Source organism: Streptomyces incanus (assembly GCF_042656345.1).
GTDB classification, from domain to species: domain Bacteria; phylum Actinomycetota; class Actinomycetes; order Streptomycetales; family Streptomycetaceae; genus Streptomyces; species Streptomyces incanus.
Window position 1 is genome coordinate 113,453 of record NZ_JBHSPC010000164.1, and the last position, 15,225, is coordinate 128,677.

Genomic DNA, 15,225 nt, shown 5'->3' on the forward strand with positions numbered 1-15,225 from the left:
TGTCGCGATGCCCGTTTCCAGCAACGGTTCCACCTCGACGAAGGCCATGGGAGTGCTCACCGTCGGCGGGCTCGTCGCCGTGACGGCCTACACGGTGGCGCTCGGCAGCAACGGATGGCTGTGGTTCGGCTGGGTCGTCCTGGGACTGGCCACCCTCGCCATGGTCGCCACACGCAGCGCCTGAGCCGCCCGCGGTCCGTGGCCGGGCCGCCCGCGGTCCGCACCTGACGGGCCGGCTCACTTCGGTGTGAGCCGGCCCGTCAGGTGCACGCCCGGCTGGTACTTCGGCAGCCGGACGGTGACCCTCATGCCGGCGCCGACCGCGGTCTCGATGACGAGGCCGTAGTCGTCGCCGTACACCTGGCGGAGCCGGTCGTCGACGTTGGACAGGCCGATGCCGCCCGTGTGGTCGACCTCACGGGCGAGGATGCGGCGCAGCAGGCCGGGGTCCATTCCGGCGCCGTCGTCCTCGATCACGACGAGCGCTTCGGCGCCGGTGTCCTGCGCGGTGATCTGGATGCGGCAGGTGTCGGCCTTGCCCTCGAGGCCGTGCTTGACGGCGTTCTCGATGAGGGGCTGCAGGCAGAGGAAGGGCAGGGCGACCGGGAGCACCTCGGGGGCGATCTGCAGGGTGACGGAGAGGCGGTCGCCGAAGCGGGCCCGGACCAGCGCCAGATAGTGGTCGATGGCGTGGAGTTCGTCGGCGAGGGTGGTGAAGTCGCCGTGCCTGCGGAACGAGTAACGGGTGAAGTCGGCGAACTCCAGCAGCAGTTCACGGGCGCGCTCGGGGTCGGTGCGCACGAACGAGGCGATCACGGCGAGCGAGTTGAAGATGAAGTGCGGGGATATCTGCGCCCGCAGCGCTCTGATCTCGGCCTCGATCAGGCGGGTGCGGGACTGGTCGAGGTCGGCGAGTTCGAGCTGGACGGAGACCCAGCGGGCGACCTCTCCGGCCGCCCGGACCAGGACCGCGGACTCGCGGGGCGCGCAGGCGACGAGGGCGCCGTGCACCCGGTCGTCGACGGTGAGCGGGGCGACGACGGCCCAGCGCACCGCGCAGTCGGGGGTGTCGCAGGTGAGCGGGAAGGCCTCGCCGCGGCCGGAGTCGAGGGGCCCGGCCAGGCGTTCCATGATCTCGGTGCGGTGATGGGCGCCGGCGCCGTCCCAGACGAGGACCTGTTCGCGGTCGGTGAGGCACAGGGCGTCGGTGCCGAGCAGGGAGCGCAGCTTGCGGGCGGACCGGCCGGCGGCCTCCTCGGTCAGTCCGGCCCGGAGCGGGGGTGTGGCCAGGGAGGCGGTGTGCAGGGTCTCGAAGGTGGCGTGCTCGACGGGGGTGCCGAGGCCGGCCAGTCCGGGCGGCCGTGCGGTGCGCCGGCCGAGCCAGAAGCCCGCGGCCAGCAGGGGCAGGACGGCGACGCACAGGCCCGCCAGGAACCCACTCACTTGGACACCTCCGTCCGTAGTTCCTCCGGCAGGTGGAACCGGGCGAGCACCGCCGCCGTGCCGGGCGGCACCCGGCCGGGGGTGGCCAGGGAGACCAGGATCATGGTGAGGAAGCCCACCGGCACCGACCACAGGGCGGGCCAGGCGAGGAGCGCGTGCCAGGCACCCTGTCCGGGGTAGCCGGCCATGGTCGCGGCGACGGCGAGGAAGGCGGAGCCACCGCCGGCCAGCATGCCGGCCGCCGCGCCGGGCGGAGTGAGCCGGCGCCACCAGATGCCCAGGACGAGCAGCGGGCAGAACGAGGAGGCCGACACGGCGAAGGCGAGCCCCACGGCGTCGGCCACCGGGAGCCCGCCGACCAGGATGCTGGCCAGGAGCGGGACGGCCATGGCGAGCACCGTGCCGAGCCTGAAGTGCCGTACGCCGCGCGAGGGCAGGACGTCCTGGGTGATCACGCCGGCCACGGCCATGGTCAGCCCGGACGCCGTGGACAGGAACGCGGCGAAGGCTCCCCCGGCGACCAGTGCGCCGAGCAGGTCGCCACCCACTCCCCCGAACATCCGGCCGGGCAGCAGCAGTACGGCGGCGTCCGCGTCGCCGGTGAGGCTGAGCTCGGGGGCGTACAGACGGCCGAGGGCTCCGTAGACCGGGGGCAGCAGGTAGAAGGCGCCGATCAGGCCGAGGACGGCGACGGTGGTGCGGCGGGCGGCGACGCCGTGCGGGCTGGTGTAGTAGCGGACCACTACGTGCGGCAGGCCCATGGTGCCGAGGAAGGTGGCGAGGATCAGCCCGTAGGTGGCGTACAGCGGGCGTTCCTCGCGGGACTCGGCGCGGGAGGGCGAGAGGGCGTCGTCGGCGCCGCGTCCCGCGGCCGGGACCTCGGCTCCCTCGGCGAAGGTCAGCCGGGTGCCGCCGTCGATGCGGTGGGTGCCGGCGGGCAGGCGGACCTCGGTGCCGTCGTGTTCACGGCCGTCGACGGTGCCGTCCACGGTGACGGCCAGCGGTGCGGTGATCCGCAGGTCGACGGTGTCGTCGACGCGGACGACGCGCTGTTCGCGGAAGGTGGCGGGTTCGTCGAAGGCGTGGCTGGGCGCCCCGTCGCTCTGCCAGGCGAGGACCAGGAACAGTCCGGGCACGAGCAGGGCGGTGAGCTTGAGCCAGTACTGGAAGGCCTGCACGAAGGTGATGCTGCGCATGCCGCCGGCGGCGACGATGACGGTGACCACGACGGCGACGATCACTCCACCGAGCCAGTCGGGGGCACCGGTCAGCACGGTCAGGGTGAGCCCCGCGCCCTGGAGCTGGGGCAGCAGGTACAGCCAGCCGACGCCGACGACGAAGGCGCCCGCGAGCCGCCGCACGGCCTGCGAGGCGAGCCGGGCCTCGGCGAAGTCGGGCAGCGTGTAGGCGCCGGAGCGGCGCAGCGGGGCGGCGACGAACAGCAGCAGCACCAGGTAGCCGGCGGTGTAGCCGACCGGGTACCAGAGCATGTCGGGGCCCTGGACCAGGACCAGGCCCGCGATGCCGAGGAAGGACGCGGCGGAGAGGTACTCGCCGCTGATGGCGGCCGCGTTCAGGCGGGGGCCGACGGTGCGGGAGGCGACGTAGAAGTCGGAGGTGGTGCGGGAGATCCGCAGGCCGAAGGCGCCGACGAGGATGGTCGCCAGGGCGACGAGGGCCACGGCGGGAACGGCGTAACTGGAGTTCACGGCGACTGCGTTTCCTCAGCGGTCCTCGACGAGCCGCACGAAGTCGCGTTCGTTGCGTTCGGCGCGGCGTACGTACCAGCGGGCGAGCAGGACCAGCGGCGGGTAGAGCCCGAAGCCGAGGACCGCCCACTCCAGCCTGCGGGCGTCCGGGGCGGCCGCGAAGACCAGCGGGAGGGGGCCGATGAGCAGGACGAGGACGGCGAACACGGTCAGCCCGGTGCGCAGTTGGATGCGCATCAGGGAACGGACGTAGGTGTGGCCGAGGGTGGTCTGCTCGTCGATCTCGGTGCGCGGGCGGTAGTAGCCGAAGGAGCGGCGGGCGCGGCGGGGCGGGCCGGTGACGACCACGCGGCGTTCGGTCGGGTCCTGGGGCACGCGTTCTCCCCTAGCCCGTGGTCCGGCGCATCAGCAGGTCCCGCAGTTCACGGGCGTGCCGCCGGCTGACCTGAAGCTCCTCGGAGCCGATCAGGACGCTCACGGTGCCCGCGTCGAGGCGGAGTTCCCCTATGTGGCGCAGGGCGACGAGATGGCGGCGGTGGATGCGGACGAAGCCGCGCGAGCGCCAGCGTTCCTCCAGTGTGGACAGCGGTATGCGGACGAGGTGGCTGCCGCGGTCGGTGTGCAGGCGTGCGTAGTCGCCGTGGGCCTCCACGTGCGTGATGTCGTCGACGGCGACGAAGCGGGTCACGCCGCCTAGTTCGACGGCTATGTGGTCCGGGTCGGGTTCGTGCACGGGGATGCGCGGGGTGCTGCCGCGTTGCGCGGCGGCGCGCAGTTCGACGACGCGACGGACCGCCTCGGCCAGCCTTTCCTTGCGGACGGGCTTGAGTACGTAGTCGACGGCCTTGAGGTCGAACGCCTGCACGGCGAAGTCCTCGTGGGCGGTGACGAACACGACCAACGGCGGCCGGGCGAACCCGCCGAGCAGCCGGGCGAGGTCGAGACCGTCGAGGCCGGGCATCTGGATGTCGAGGAAGACGACGTCGACGGCCTCGGGGCCGTCGTGACCCGACTCCAGGGCGCGGTTGATGCGGCGCAGCGCCTCGGTCGCGTCGCCGGCGCCCTCGGCACTGCCGATGCGGGGGTCCGCGTGCAGCAGGTAGAGCAGTTCCTCCAGCGAGGGGCGTTCGTCGTCGACGGCCAGGGCGCGCAGCATGAAGGTGGAGTCTAGAGGGGATTGCCACGTCTGGACATGGCTCGGACGTGGGCTTTTCGTCGGCCGGGAGGGGTTTCGGGCGGCCCCGCGGGCCCGGGGCGGTGCACGGGCGCCGCCGCGACCGGCACCGGTCGCCGGGTGACGGCGGGGACGCTCACCGCGTGACGGCGGAGGCCGGCCGGTGCTGGTTACAGTGCGGGTATGAGCAGCAGGCCCGCGCCGTTCGACGAGCTCGACCGACAGATCGTCACCGCGTTGATGGCGAACGCCCGGACGTCCTTCGCCGAGATCGGCGCGGCGGTCGGTCTGTCGTCGACGGCGGTCAAGCGCCGGGTGGACCGCCTGCGCGAGACGGGGGTCATCACCGGGTTCACGGCGACGGTGCGGCCGTCGGCGCTGGGCTGGCGCACGGAGGCGTACGTCGAGGTGTACTGCGAGGGCGCGGCACCGCCCCGGCGGCTGGCGGAGGTGGTGCGCAACCATCCGGAGATCGCCGCGGCGATGACGGTGACCGGGGGTGCCGACGCGCTGCTGCATCTGCGGGCACGGGACGTGGAGCACTTCGAGGAAGTGCTGGAGCGGATCCGTGCGGAGCCGTTCATCCGGAAGACGATCAGTGTGATGGTGCTGTCCCATCTGATCCCGGAGAGTCCGGAGGCGGGCGCGAGCCAGCCGGCTCCGTAGCGTTCACGGACCTCGCACGAGACGCAGCAGACGTGCGCGGAGCAGTCGGAACACGCAGCATTACTGCGTGAGCGCGCAACTCATGTTCCTTGTCGCACGCCCGGGTCCCTTTCTACCGTGGACACACCCCTGATGACACCGCGTGGAAGCGGAGGAACCCCTCTGTGACCGATACCCGTGTGCCGTCCCGACGGCGCTACCTCGTCTGCGACCCCGGACACTTCGCCGTGCGGTACGCGATCAACCCCTGGATGTGTCCCGACCGTCCCGTCGACCTCGCTCTGGCCCAGCGCCAGTGGCGCACACTGGTCGACGTCTACCGCGCCCACGGCCATACCGTGGACAGCGTGAAACCGGTACCCGGCCTGCCCGACATGGTGTTCGCCGCGAACGCGGCGGTCGTCGTCGGGGGCCGTGTCCTCGGCTCCCTGTACCTGGCGCCCGAGCGGCGCCCCGAGTCCGTGCCGTACGAGACCTGGTTCAAGACGGAGGGCTTCGACGTCCACCGTCCCGAGTCGGTGTGCGAGGGCGAGGGCGACCTGGTTCCGGCCGGGCGCTGGATCCTCGCCGGCACCGGGTTCCGCACCGCTCGCGAGGCGCATCACGAGGCGCAGGAGTTCTTCGGAGTGCCCGTGATCGGCCTGACGCTGGTGGATCCGTACTTCTACCACCTGGACACGGCGCTGTTCGCGCTGGACGAGGAGAACATCGCGTACTACCCGGAGGCGTTCTCGCCGGGGAGCCGCGAGGTGCTGGCCGGGCTCTATCCGGACGCGGTGACCGCGACCCGCGAGGACGCCATGGCCTTCGGCCTGAACTCCGTCTCCGACGGACGCCATGTGTTCGTCTCCCCGGGGGCGACTGCCCTTGCCGCGCGGCTCGCCGATCGCGGTTACGTTCCCGTCCCCGTCGACCTGTCCGAGTTCCACAAGGCAGGCGGCGGGATCAAGTGCTGCACTCAGGAGATCCGCTCATGACCTCTGCCGTCCGTACCCGTTCGTCCGCCGAGCTGATCGGTGCGGAGGAACCGGTCCTCGCGCACAACTACCACCCGCTGCCCGTGGTCGTCGCGCGTGCCGAGGGCGCGTGGGTGGAGGACGTGGAGGGCCGCCGTTACCTCGACATGCTGGCCGGCTACTCGGCGCTCAACTTCGGCCACCGGCATCCCGCGCTGACCGAGGCGGCGCACCGCCAGCTGGACCGGCTCACGCTGACCTCGCGCGCCTTCCACAACGACCGGCTCGCCGAATTCGCCGAGCGGCTGGCCGCGCTGACCGGGCTGGACATGGTGCTGCCCATGAACACCGGCGCGGAGGCGGTCGAGAGCGCGGTGAAGGTGGCCCGCAAGTGGGCCTACGACGTGAAGGGCGTCCCGGCCGGCAAGGCGACGATCGTGGTCGCCGCGGACAACTTCCACGGCCGGACGACGACCATCGTGAGCTTCTCGACGGACGAGACCGCCCGCGCCGGCTTCGGGCCCTTCACCCCGGGCTTCCGGGTCGTCCCGTACAACGACCTGGCGGCGCTGGAGGCGGCGGTCGACGAAACGACGGCCGCGGTGCTGATCGAGCCGATCCAGGGCGAGGCGGGGGTGAACATCCCCACCGACGGCTATCTGGCGGGCGTACGGGAGCTGACGCGCCGCGCGGGGTGCCTGTTCGTCGCGGACGAGATCCAGTCGGGGCTCGGCCGTACGGGGCACACGCTCGCCGTGGACCACGAGTCGGTCGTCCCGGACATGGTGCTGCTCGGCAAGGCGCTGGGCGGCGGCATCGTCCCGGTGTCGGCGGTGGTGGCCCGGCGCGAGGTGCTCGGGGTGCTGCACCCCGGCGAGCACGGCTCGACGTTCGGCGGCAATCCGCTGGCCGCGGCCGTCGGTACGGCGGTGGTGGAGCTGCTGGAGACGGGCGAGTTCCAGCGCCGGGCGGCGGAACTGGGCGTGGTGCTGCGCGGCGGACTGGAGTCCCTGGTCGGCCGGGGCGTCGTCGGTTTCCGTTCGCGCGGGCTGTGGGCGGGCGTCGACGTCGACCCCGCACTCGGCACCGGACGTGAGGTCAGTGAGCAGCTGATGCGGGAGGGAATCCTGGTCAAGGACACCCACGGGTCCACCATCCGGCTGGCCCCGCCGCTCACCATCCGGGGCGAGGAGCTCCAGGACGCTCTGGAGACGCTGGGGAAGGTGCTGGGCCAGGGCGGCTGACCTTCGGCTCGTTCCCGGGTCCTGTCCGACCCGTGGCGGACGGGAACGGGCGTACGGATGGACGGCCCGGCTTCTGTCCACCCGTCCGCCCGTCCGTCGTTCGGCGGTCCGGTCCTCACCCGGGAAGCCCCCAGCCCCGTTCCCGGGTGAAGATGGGGTCAAGAGGTGGAAGACCACTCCCAGCGACGGATGAGGTCGGCCGTGGGCGGAGACGTGAGCGGACACGGGGAGCAGGACGTTGCCCGGCAGGGGTTCGACGTGGCCGACGCCGCTCCCCTGCTGCTCGATCCGCAGGGCGTGGTGACGAACTGGACCGGTCCGGCCGAGCGGCTGCTGGGGTACACGGCGGCCGAGGCGGTGGGCGGAAAGCTGTCCGACCTGCTGACCGTCGTGGACGCCGAGCGGGTGCCGGATCTGGTCAGGCGCTGCCGGGCCACCGACGGCTGGGCCGGCCTGATGACGGCCCGGCACCGGGACGGACACCGGGTCCCCCTCATGGTCAGGGTGCTGCGGACCGTGGATCCGCGCGGCCACTCGTCCCTGCTGGTGCTGCTGTCGGAGCTGGCCGGCTCCTCCGGCTGGGACATGAGCCGCACGATGCTGGAGCAGATGGTCGCCGGATCGGCGATCGGGCTCGCGATCGTGGACACGGACCTGCGGTACGTGTGGTCGAACCCCGCTCTCGAGCAGTTCGGCGGCGGCCCCGCCCAGCAGCGGCTGGGACTGCGGTTCGCCGATGTCCAGCCCGGCCTGGACGCCGGGTCCGTCGAGGCGCAGATGCGTCGTGTGCTGGAGACCGGCGAGCCGGTGACGGGCTTCGAGCACGTCGGCCAGGTCCGTTCGACGCCGCTGCGGGAGACGGCGCACATGCTGTCGTTCACCCGGCTCGACGACGACCGGGGCCACCCGATGGGCGTCCATTACAGCGTCGTCGACATCACCGATCGGCACCGCGCGCGCCAGCGCCTCGCGCTGCTCGACCGGGCCGGGCAGCACATCGGCCGCACCCTGGACGTCATGCACACCGCGCAGGAGCTGGCCGACGTCGCCGTCCCGGAACTCGCGGACTTCGTGACCGTGGACCTTCTGGAGACGGTGCCGCGGGGCGCCGAGCTCCCGCCCGGACCGCTCGCGGAGACGGACAGGGTGCCGCTGCGCCGCGCGGGCCACCGGTCGGCGTACGAGGATCTGCCGCGCACGGTCCGGGACATCGGCGCGCTGCTCTCCTATCTGCCCGGCTCCCCGCCGGCCCGCTGCCTCACCACGGGCCGGCCCTGGCGACAGGAGCAGCTCGACCCGCTCGCCCTGGAGTGGGCCGAGAGCACGTCGGGCCGTCGGGAGGCCACGTTCCTGGAGCTGGGTCTGCAGAGTGTGATGATCGTGCCGATCCTCGCCCGGGGTGTCACCCTGGGCGTCACCGTTTTCTTCCGGCGCCGCCGGGACCCCTTCCGCGAGGACGACCTGAACCTCGCCGAGGACCTCGTCTCCCGCGCCGCCGTCTGTGTGGACAATGCCCGGCGCTACACCAGGGAGCGGGACGCGGCGCTCGTGCTGCAGCACAGCCTGCTGCCCCGCCGGCTCCCGGAGCAGGACGCCGTCGAGGTGGCCGCGAGCTACCGCCCGGCCGACGAACTGACCGGCCTGGGCGGCGACTGGTACGACCTGATCCCGCTGTCCGGTGCCCGCGTCGCCCTCGTCATCGGCGAGGTTCCCGGACACGGCATCGACGCCGCCGCCGCGATGGGCCGGCTGCGGACCGCCGTTCAGACCCTGGCCGCGCTGGATCTGCCGCCGGAGGAGGTGCTGGCGCATCTCGACGACTTGGCGGCGCGGAACAGAGAGACCACGCCGGAGGGGAGCTACGGCCATTCGATGGGCTCCGGCTGCCTGTACGCCGTCTACGACCCGGTCGACGGCCGGTGCACGATGGCCGCCGCAGGTCATCCCGCGCCCGCTCTGGTGGCGCCCGACGGCACGGTCGGCTTCGTCGAGCTGCCGGCAGGGCCCCCGCTCGGCGTGGGCGGCCCGCCGTTCGAGGCGGTGCAGCTGTCCCTGGCCGAGGGCAGCACGCTCGCCCTGCACACCGACGGGCTGCTGACCGACACGACGACGGGTTCGACCGCCACCGGCCAGGACCGGTTGCGGCAGGCACTGCAAGGGTCCACCACTTCGTTGGAGCAGCAGTGCCGGGCCGTGGTGGACGCCCTGGTACCGGTCCGCCCGTACGACGACGTGGCGCTGCTGCTGGCCCGTACCCGCCTCCTGGACACCGGCCAGGTGGCGTTCTGGGACCTGCCGGCGGATCCGGCCGTGGTGGCCGAGGCCCGCAGGACGGCCGCCCGGCAGCTGGGCCGCTGGGGCCTGGAGGAGCTGGTCTTCACCACGGAGCTGATCGTCAGCGAACTGGTCACCAACGCCATCCGGCACGCCGCCGGCCCCGTCCGGCTGCGGCTGATCCGGGAGCGTGCACTGGTCTGCGAGGTGTTCGACGGCGGTGCGACCACACCCCATCTGCGTCATCCCCGCGCCATGGACGAGGGCGGGCGCGGGCTGCTGCTGGTCTCGCAGCTCGCCCAGCGGTGGGGCACCCGTTTCGTTCCCGGCGGAAAGGTCATCTGGGCCGAGCAGTCGCTGACCGGCCCGGGCGGCCTTCCCGTCGGCTGACACCTCCGGCACCGCACACCTCGCGAGCAGCCACCTCAACCCGCCCATTTCACTCACGGTGTGAAAAAATTAGGCAATTCCGTCACAGAGGCAGTGGTCATGACACAGACGGCGATCGACTACGCGGCGGTGTACCAGGCCCTGCCCGGCATGGTGGCGATCCTGACCCCGGATCTGGTGTACGCCGATGTCAACGAGGCGTTCCTCGAGGGCACCGGGCTCTCCCGGGAGGAGCTGCTGGGCCGTTACCTGTTCGACGTCTTCCCGGACAACCCGAACAACCCCGGCTCCTCCGGCGCGCGCAGCCTGCACGCCTCGCTGCTGCGCGTCGTGGCCACCGGCGAGCGCGACACCATGGCCCTGCAGCGCTACGACGTCGAGAGCCAGGAGCACCCCGGCGAGTGGGAGGAACGCTACTGGAGCCCGGTGAACACGCCGGTGCTGGGCAGCGACGGCGGCGTGGTCCTGATCGTGCACCGGGTCGAGGAGGTCACCGAGCTGATGCGGGCCCGCGACCGCGCCGGCATCGACCAGGGCCGGGTCCTGGAGGCCGAGCTGTACGCGCGCGCACGCGAGCTGCAGGAGCTCAACAACCGGCTGCGCCAGGCGCACGCCCGGGAGCGGCAGGTGGCGCTGGTACTTCAGGAGGCGATGCTGCCCGCCCCTCGGCAGGTGGGTCACCACCGGGCCGCCGTGCGCTACCGCCCGGCGGTGGGCGCGCTCAACGTCTGCGGGGACTGGTACGACCTGGTCGACCTGGTGGGCGGCCACCGTATCGGCGTGTCCGTGGGTGACGTGGTCGGGCACGGGCTGGAGGCGGCCGGGGTCATGGGCCAGCTGCGCAGCGCGCTCACCGCCGCTTCGCGGGTCGCGGCAGGGCCCGCCGAGGCCCTGGACGTCGTGGGGCGCTACGCCCATGTGGTCGACGGTGCCGAGTCCGCGACCGTGGTCACCACCTTCGTCGACTTCGACCGGCACACCATCACGTACAGCAGCGCCGGTCATCCCCCACCCGTGCTGGTCCACCGCGACGGGCGGGTGGAGTTCCTCGACCGGGCCACCGATCCCCCGCTCGACGCCCTCCTTCAACCGTCCACGAGGCCCGAGGCGACGACCACGTTCACGTCGGGGTCCACCCTTGTGCTCTACACCGACGGTCTGGTCGAACGCCGCCGGGAGGACATCGACACCGGGCTGTTCCGGCTCGCCGAGTCGCTGCGCCGCCACCGGACACGGGATCCGGAGTCGCTGGCGGACATTGTGCTGCTGGAGCTGCTGCCGCCCGGCGGCGCCACCGACGACACCGCGCTGATCGTCGTCCGGCTGTGACCCGGCCGTGGCGGTTCGCGCCACGTCCGGAAACGGGACCGATCAGCCGGTGGTGGGCCGTGTGCCGTCGAGCCGGGCCAGCCGGTCCACGTTGCTCCGCTCCTCCTCGTCCCGGCCGGACACCGGGGCGAACCAGGCGTCGAGGATCTCCTTCAGCAGCGGCTCGGACGTCAGCCGCAAGCCGAGCGCCAGCACGTTGGCGTCGTTCCAGCGGCGCGCGCCGTCCGCCGTGTAGGCGTCCGCGCACAGGGCTGCCCGTACGCCCGGCACCTTGTTGGCCGCGATCGAGGCACCCGTGCCGGTCCAGCAGCACACCACCGCCCGGTCCGCGGTCCCGTCGGCGACGTCGCGGGCGGCCGCCTCGGGGCAGAACGCCCACCGCGCATCGCTCCCGGGTCTCAGGGCACCGTGCACGCGCACCTCGTGGCCGCACTCGCGCAGCTCGGCGAGCAGGGCGTGGGCCACGGGTTCGTCCATGTCGGAGGAGACGGAGACCCGCATGGTACGAAGCCGATGGGGGTCTCCCCTGCTCATGGGGGTCCCCCGCTCGAGCGAAGTCGAGAGTGGGGGAGAAACCGAGAGCTTGGGGAAGGAGCCCCTCGGGGCGCTCCGCCCGTGAAGCGGGCCCGGACAGAGGGCCGCTGCACCACACGTCCTCGCCCGCCCGTGCGCTGACGGTCGTTCAGCCGCCCGGCGGGCTCCGTCTCGGCCCGCACTCCGGCCCTGTCGCACATGGTGCCGGACAGTCCCGCCCCGACCTACACTGACAACCCCACGACGTGCCGGTTGACCTGCTGCAACACGCCGCTGGGCCCGTCCGACGGAGTCGAGGAGCGCGCCCTTGTTCTACTACCTGCTGAAATATGTACTTCTGGGCCCGCTGCTGAGACTGGTCTTCCGGCCTCGAATAGAGGGCTTGGAGCACGTGCCGTCGTCCGGTGCGGCCATCGTCGCCGGCAACCACCTGTCGTTCGCAGACCACTTCCTGATGCCCTCGATCCTCAAGCGGCGCATCACGTTCCTCGCCAAGGCCGAGTACTTCACCGGGCCCGGCATCAAGGGCCGGCTGACGGCGTTCTTCTTCCACAGCGCGGGGCAGATCCCGGTCGACCGCTCCGGCAAGGACGCAGGCCAGGCCGCTATCCGGGAGGGTCTCGGGGTGCTGGGCAAGGGGGAGTTGCTCGGCATCTACCCGGAGGGCACGCGGTCGCACGACGGGCGCCTCTACAAGGGCAAGGTCGGGGTCGCGGTGATGGCTCTCAAGGCCGGCGTCCCGGTGATTCCGTGCGCGATGATCGGCACCTTCGAGGCGCAACCGCCCGGCAAGGTCGTCCCCAACATCCACCCCGTGGCGATCCGCTTCGGCGCACCTCTCGACTTCTCCCGCTACGCGGGCATGGAGGACGAGCGGGCAATCCTGCGTGCCGTCACCGACGAGATCATGTATGCCATTCTGACGCTGTCCGGACAGGAGTACGTGGACCAGTACGCGGCCGTCGCCAAGGCGGAGGAGACCGAGCGCAAGGCGGAGGAGAAGCGTCGGCTCCCGCGGTTGCCGCGAAGCTGAACCACCAGTCGGGCAGGCCGCCGGCCTCGTAAGCGCAGGAGCAGCCCATGAGTGAGGGGCGGCCGGAGTCATCCGGCCGCCCCTCACTGTTCGTCCGCCGGGCCGGATCGCGGGGCGACGGGGGCTTCGGGCCGCCTACGACGTGGTTGTCCCCCGGTGCTCCGCGGCGATGTCGAAGCGCTGCTGTTCGCGGGGAGCGGACGCGGCCCCGTGGACCCCGGCCACCGTGCTGATCATCTGCTCGCCGGCGGGCTTCCGGCTCTCCTCGAGCTCCTGGAGCTGGTCGAGTCGCCGCAGGTCGTCGGCGGAAACGAGGGCGACGAGGGGCTTTCCGTGCCGGGTCACGACGACGCGCTCACCGCCGTACACCACACGGTTGATCAGGTCGGCGAGCTCAGCCCTCGCTTGCGTCACCGGAATCTCGTAGGCCATACCCCCATCATAACGTCACGTACGTCCTGTACATTTTTTACGGATAGTCGCCATGAGGAGGAGCCAATGACCCGACCGCTCGCCCGTCATGCCGTGCCCGGGTTCACCGAACACACGGCCTCCGGGTACCGGACCACGGATCCGCACGCGAAGCTGCTGGAGGAGCGGATCGTCCTCCTGGGGACGCCGATCGACGAGACCTCCGCGAACGACCTGATCGCCCGGTTCATGTACCTGGAGCACCGGGCCCCCGACCGGGACATCGCCCTCTACGTCAACTCCCCCGGCGGCTCCTTCCACGCCATGTCGGCGATCTACGACACCCTGCGCTTCGTCACCTGCGAGGTGGAGACGGTCTGCCTGGGCCGGGCGGACGGGGCGGCCGCGCTCCTTCTGGCCGCCGGGACGCCGGGCAAGCGGTACGTCCTGCCGGGGGCGCGACTGGTGCTCCGTCAGCCGGTGCTGTGGGAGCCGGCGGAGAGAAGCACGAGCGATCCGGCCGTCCAGGCGGAGGAACTGTCACGGGTCCGGGACCGGATCGAGGACATGCTGGTCCGGCACACCCATCGCACCCCGGAGCAGGCGCGGTCGGACATCGAGCGGGACACCGTCCTCGACGCGCGGGCGACGGTGACGTACGGCCTCGCCGGCCGGATCCTGACCGACCGTGAGAGCCCGCGCCCCACTCCCGGCGCGAGGTGAGCCGCCGATGCTGCCCCCCGAACTGCCACCACTGCCCGCGCTGACCCGCGCCGAGGCCGAGTTGATCGACTGTTACCTCGATACCGTCGACCTGCTCGGCCGGATCAACCCGGCCCGCGACGGCGACACCTATCGTGGACTTCGCGCCGCACAGGCGCTGGTCGGCAAGGCCGTCGCACTGCGCGACGCGCTGACCCTGATGCACCGGCGCGGCGAGACCGAACTGCACGCCGCCACGCTGGCCCGGGCCCTGCGGGTGCTGGACGGCGACCGACGCACGGCCCGGGTCACGTTGCCGCCGGGCTCCGGCAGTTGACGCCTGTACCGGTCCGGCCGGGGACGGCGTCGGCGGCACGTCCGCATCGAAGTTGAAACGGACCAAAGGGGGTACCGCCAACCGGTGTATATGTTCCCTTCTTTTCGGGCCGTCACAGTTGCGCACCACGCGTGGCCGCGTACCGGAACAGGTCATTCCGATGCTGGTCCGGGACTCCTCGGCACTCCGGACGACAGCCCGGACGCGGGGCTGTCCACTCGAACGGATGAGTGGTGAGTAACAACACAAACCCCCGGTTCCATTGGGATTTCGGGCCGACGGTTGCCAAGATCGCTCACTGACGACAAGACCCCGCCACCGCGGCGGGGCGATCCGGGCGGACGCCGAGTCCTGCCGCCGCCCGGATGACCGGTCGACAGGAGTGGATCGGCAGGAGTGGAGGACCCGAGCAAGACGGGTCGCCGGGACGGGAGTTCGATTTCCGCGCCGGGCAGCCCTTGGGGTGAAGCCGCACTCGTGCGGCCGGGCAACTTCGCCAGCCCGAATCCGACAGGTCATCCTTCACAGGCGGCTGACGAAGGGTTGCGCATGACCGCGCTCAATCGTGTCCCGTCTCTCATGGCCAGGGCCGGCACGGCCTCGGCCCTCACCCTCGCCGCCGTGGGCGGCTCGATCGTCCTCCCTGGCACCGCCTCGGAGGCGGCGGCCGCGACTCCGGCCGCCAAGGCCCTCAAGATCGCCGCGTCCAAGCAGGGCGCGCCCTACCGGTGGGGCGCCACCGGACCGAGCCGCTTCGACTGCTCCGGACTCACCCTCTACTCGTTCAAGAAGGCGGGCAAGCAGCTGCCCCGCACTGCGGCCCAGCAGTACAACAAGTCCCGCCACGTCTCCGCCTCGAACCGCAAGGCGGGGGACCTGGTCTTCTTCCACTCGGGCCAGAACGTCTACCACGTGGGCATCTACGCGGGCCAGGGCAAGCTCTGGCACGCGCCCAAGACCGGGGACGTGGTGCGCCTGCAGAAGATCTGGACCCGCAGCGTCTGGTACGGCCGGGTGAAGTGA

Annotated in this window: 16 protein-coding genes; 10 read left to right on the forward strand and 6 right to left on the reverse strand. The window is 71.9% G+C overall.

All coding sequences use genetic code 11. The features are described 5' to 3' along the window. The first annotated feature begins 7 nt into the window (after nucleotides 1–7). Nucleotides 8–184, forward strand: a complete 177-nt coding sequence (locus ACFP2V_RS36710) for a hypothetical protein (protein ID WP_381220386.1) — start codon at nucleotides 8–10, stop codon at nucleotides 182–184. 53 nt (nucleotides 185–237) lie between these two features. On the opposite strand, the gene ACFP2V_RS36715 is transcribed toward ACFP2V_RS36710, so the two are convergent. From ACFP2V_RS36715 to ACFP2V_RS36730, 4 genes are read right to left on the reverse strand one after another with little or no spacing between them, the layout of a single operon-like run. Further along, nucleotides 238–1,443 (reverse strand): sensor histidine kinase, encoded by a 1,206-nt coding sequence (locus ACFP2V_RS36715; RefSeq protein ID WP_381220389.1) that lies wholly within the window; start codon nucleotides 1,441–1,443, stop codon nucleotides 238–240. Beyond that, the gene (locus ACFP2V_RS36720) at nucleotides 1,440–3,152 is read right to left on the reverse strand and encodes a sodium/solute symporter (RefSeq protein ID WP_381220392.1); all 1,713 of its coding nucleotides are present in this window, start codon (nucleotides 3,150–3,152) and stop codon (nucleotides 1,440–1,442) included. Before ACFP2V_RS36720 ends, ACFP2V_RS36715 begins: the two co-directional genes overlap by 4 nt. 15 nt (nucleotides 3,153–3,167) lie before the next feature. Then, entirely contained in the window at nucleotides 3,168–3,527 is a 360-nt protein-coding gene (locus ACFP2V_RS36725; protein ID WP_055592721.1) for a hypothetical protein, read from the reverse strand. Nucleotides 3,528–3,537: 10 nt separating this feature from the next. After that, a complete protein-coding gene (locus tag ACFP2V_RS36730; protein ID WP_381220395.1) occupies nucleotides 3,538–4,308 on the reverse strand; it encodes a LytR/AlgR family response regulator transcription factor in 771 nt (256 codons plus the stop codon). Nucleotides 4,309–4,509: 201 nt separating this feature from the next. On the opposite strand from ACFP2V_RS36730, the gene ACFP2V_RS36735 reads away from it, so the two are divergent. From ACFP2V_RS36735 to ACFP2V_RS36755, 5 genes are all read left to right on the forward strand, one after another. Next, the gene (locus ACFP2V_RS36735; RefSeq protein WP_055592719.1) at nucleotides 4,510–4,992 is read left to right on the forward strand and encodes an Lrp/AsnC family transcriptional regulator; all 483 of its coding nucleotides are present in this window, start codon (nucleotides 4,510–4,512) and stop codon (nucleotides 4,990–4,992) included. A 164-nt stretch (nucleotides 4,993–5,156) separates the two neighbouring features. Continuing rightward, complete coding sequence (ddaH, locus tag ACFP2V_RS36740) at nucleotides 5,157–5,969, forward strand: dimethylargininase (protein WP_381220399.1); 813 nt, start codon at nucleotides 5,157–5,159, stop codon at nucleotides 5,967–5,969. After that, nucleotides 5,966–7,192 carry an ornithine--oxo-acid transaminase gene (rocD, locus tag ACFP2V_RS36745; RefSeq protein WP_381220402.1) on the forward strand — a complete coding sequence of 409 codons (1,227 nt, stop codon included), beginning with the start codon at nucleotides 5,966–5,968 and terminating at the stop codon, nucleotides 7,190–7,192. Before ddaH ends, rocD begins: the two co-directional genes overlap by 4 nt. Before the next feature lie 213 nt (nucleotides 7,193–7,405). Then, entirely contained in the window at nucleotides 7,406–9,856 is a 2,451-nt protein-coding gene (locus ACFP2V_RS36750) for a SpoIIE family protein phosphatase (protein ID WP_381220405.1), read from the forward strand. Between the two features lie 99 nt (nucleotides 9,857–9,955). Further along, nucleotides 9,956–11,185 carry a PP2C family protein-serine/threonine phosphatase gene (locus tag ACFP2V_RS36755; protein ID WP_381220408.1) on the forward strand — a complete coding sequence of 410 codons (1,230 nt, stop codon included), beginning with the start codon at nucleotides 9,956–9,958 and terminating at the stop codon, nucleotides 11,183–11,185. A gap of 42 nt (nucleotides 11,186–11,227) precedes the next feature. Here the strand turns inward: ACFP2V_RS36755 and ACFP2V_RS36760 are convergent, their stop codons facing one another. Beyond that, the gene (locus ACFP2V_RS36760; protein WP_381220411.1) at nucleotides 11,228–11,686 is read right to left on the reverse strand and encodes an RpiB/LacA/LacB family sugar-phosphate isomerase; all 459 of its coding nucleotides are present in this window, start codon (nucleotides 11,684–11,686) and stop codon (nucleotides 11,228–11,230) included. 340 nt (nucleotides 11,687–12,026) lie between these two features. Here ACFP2V_RS36760 and ACFP2V_RS36765 point away from each other — a divergent pair, with 340 nt between their 5' ends. Next, the gene (locus tag ACFP2V_RS36765) at nucleotides 12,027–12,752 is read left to right on the forward strand and encodes a lysophospholipid acyltransferase family protein (protein ID WP_381220413.1); all 726 of its coding nucleotides are present in this window, start codon (nucleotides 12,027–12,029) and stop codon (nucleotides 12,750–12,752) included. Between the two features lie 135 nt (nucleotides 12,753–12,887). On the opposite strand, the gene ACFP2V_RS36770 is transcribed toward ACFP2V_RS36765, so the two are convergent. After that, nucleotides 12,888–13,184 carry a type II toxin-antitoxin system Phd/YefM family antitoxin gene (locus ACFP2V_RS36770; RefSeq protein WP_381220415.1) on the reverse strand — a complete coding sequence of 99 codons (297 nt, stop codon included), beginning with the start codon at nucleotides 13,182–13,184 and terminating at the stop codon, nucleotides 12,888–12,890. 66 nt (nucleotides 13,185–13,250) lie between these two features. Here ACFP2V_RS36770 and ACFP2V_RS36775 point away from each other — a divergent pair, with 66 nt between their 5' ends. From ACFP2V_RS36775 to ACFP2V_RS36785, 3 genes are all read left to right on the forward strand, one after another. Further along, the gene (locus tag ACFP2V_RS36775) at nucleotides 13,251–13,886 is read left to right on the forward strand and encodes an ATP-dependent Clp protease proteolytic subunit (RefSeq protein WP_381220418.1); all 636 of its coding nucleotides are present in this window, start codon (nucleotides 13,251–13,253) and stop codon (nucleotides 13,884–13,886) included. A 7-nt stretch (nucleotides 13,887–13,893) separates the two neighbouring features. Further along, on the forward strand, nucleotides 13,894–14,202 hold the full coding sequence (locus ACFP2V_RS36780) for a hypothetical protein (protein WP_381220420.1): 309 nt from the start codon (nucleotides 13,894–13,896) through the stop codon (nucleotides 14,200–14,202). A 549-nt stretch (nucleotides 14,203–14,751) separates the two neighbouring features. Next, a complete protein-coding gene (locus tag ACFP2V_RS36785; RefSeq protein WP_381220423.1) occupies nucleotides 14,752–15,225 on the forward strand; it encodes a C40 family peptidase in 474 nt (157 codons plus the stop codon).

Excerpts from the sequence above, each read along its gene's own strand:
- ACFP2V_RS36710 (WP_381220386.1), top strand. The coding sequence starts at position 8 with ATGCCCGTTTCCAGCAACGGTTCCACCTCGACGAAGGCCATGGGAGTG.
- ACFP2V_RS36730 (WP_381220395.1), bottom strand. The coding sequence starts at position 4,308 with ATGCTGCGCGCCCTGGCCGTCGACGACGAACGCCCCTCGCTGGAGGAA.
- ACFP2V_RS36735 (WP_055592719.1), top strand. The coding sequence starts at position 4,510 with ATGAGCAGCAGGCCCGCGCCGTTCGACGAGCTCGACCGACAGATCGTC.
- rocD (WP_381220402.1), top strand. The coding sequence starts at position 5,966 with ATGACCTCTGCCGTCCGTACCCGTTCGTCCGCCGAGCTGATCGGTGCG.
- ACFP2V_RS36755 (WP_381220408.1), top strand. The coding sequence starts at position 9,956 with ATGACACAGACGGCGATCGACTACGCGGCGGTGTACCAGGCCCTGCCC.
- ACFP2V_RS36760 (WP_381220411.1), bottom strand. The coding sequence starts at position 11,686 with ATGCGGGTCTCCGTCTCCTCCGACATGGACGAACCCGTGGCCCACGCC.
- ACFP2V_RS36770 (WP_381220415.1), bottom strand. The coding sequence starts at position 13,184 with ATGGCCTACGAGATTCCGGTGACGCAAGCGAGGGCTGAGCTCGCCGAC.
- ACFP2V_RS36775 (WP_381220418.1), top strand. The coding sequence starts at position 13,251 with ATGACCCGACCGCTCGCCCGTCATGCCGTGCCCGGGTTCACCGAACAC.
- ACFP2V_RS36780 (WP_381220420.1), top strand. The coding sequence starts at position 13,894 with ATGCTGCCCCCCGAACTGCCACCACTGCCCGCGCTGACCCGCGCCGAG.
- ACFP2V_RS36785 (WP_381220423.1), top strand. The coding sequence starts at position 14,752 with ATGACCGCGCTCAATCGTGTCCCGTCTCTCATGGCCAGGGCCGGCACG.